The sequence below is a fragment of the Streptococcus taoyuanensis genome, assembly GCF_029589235.1.
Lineage (GTDB): Bacteria > Bacillota > Bacilli > Lactobacillales > Streptococcaceae > Streptococcus > Streptococcus taoyuanensis.
Genome location: NZ_JARQVW010000025.1, coordinates 1 through 1,492 on the forward strand (window position 1 = coordinate 1; position 1,492 = coordinate 1,492).

Annotated in this window: 1 protein-coding gene; it reads left to right on the top strand. The window is 40.1% G+C overall.

All coding sequences use genetic code 11. The features are described from left to right. On the top strand, positions 1 to 1,492 hold a 1,492-nt coding region (locus P5Y91_RS10355), incomplete at both ends, for an SspB-related isopeptide-forming adhesin (protein ID WP_277839422.1).

The following is a 1,492-nucleotide window of genomic DNA, read 5'->3' on the forward strand; positions in this document are numbered from 1 at the left end:
CTTAAAGATGGCTTCACTAAGTCACTTGGCGACGCAGAAAACACACAAGTGATCGACACAACTAAATTCGAATTCGGACGTTACTACAAGTTCGACATCCCAACAACAGTGAAAGCTGATGTACCTGGTGGTGTAGACATCGAAAACACTGCGGCTCAAGTAGTAAACTACTACAACCCAACAACTAAGAAAGTTGAAAAACCAAGCAAACCAACTGAAAAACGTGTCAACAACGTTCCAGTTGAAGTGGAATTCAACTTCACGAAACGCTTGGAAGGCCGTGAGCTTAAAGCTAACGAATTCAGCTTCGTTCTTAAAGATTCAGAAGGTAAGACTCTTGAAACTGTGAAGAACGATGCATCTGGTAACGTTAAGTTCTCAGCTCTTGAATTCAAGAAAGGTCAAGAAGGCGTACACAACTACACAGTAGAAGAAGTTAAAGGATCTGACGCAACCGTTACATACGACACTATGAAAGCGAATGTAACAGTCACAGTTTCACACGACGGAACAGCTAAGATTCTCGTAGCGACTGTAGGCAAAATTGCGGATAAAGAATTTAACAACCGTGTAACACCTCCTGAAACTCCAGAATTCAATCCAGAAAAATATGTTCTAAACGAAAAAGAATTTGATTTGACTGGAACTTCATTATTAGATGATGATAAAGAGTTGGCAGACAAGTACGCAGATACCAATGCAAACCCATATGCGGACGATGCATCTAATAACGAAAAAGCGAATATCAATACTAAATCAGTTAAACCAGGTCAAAAACTTGTTTACCAAGTATGGTTGGATACAACTAAATTTGATGCAAACAACAAAGACCATATCCAATCAGTAGGAATCTCAGATGACTACGATGAGGCTAAAGTTGATGTTGATGGTTCAGCAATCAAAGCTTATGACGGTAAGACTGGTGCGGATGTAACAGCTAAATTCGATATTACTGTGAACAACGGTGTGATTACTGCAACCCTTAAAGATGGCTTCACTAAGTCACTTGGCGATGCAGAAAACACACAAGTGATTGACACAACTAAATTCGAATTCGGACGTTACTACAAGTTTGATATCCCAGCTACAGTGAAAGCCGACGTTGCAGGTGGAGTTGACATCGAAAACACTGCGGCTCAAGTAGTCAACTACTACAACCCAACGACTAAGAAAGTTGAAAAACCTGAAAAACCAACTGAAAAACGTGTCAACAGCGTGCCAGTTGAAGTAGAATTCAACTTTACTAAACGTATGGAAGGCCGTGAGCTTAAAGCCAACGAATTCAGCTTCGTTCTTAAAGATTCAACTGGTAAAGAAGTTGAAACTGTGAAGAACGATAAAGATGGTAACGTTAAGTTCTCTAAACTTGAGTTCAAGAAAGGTCAAGAAGGCGTACACAACTACACAGTAGAAGAAGTTAAAGGATCTGACGCAACCGTTACATACGACACTATGAAAGCGAATGTAACAGTCACAGTTTCACACGACGGAA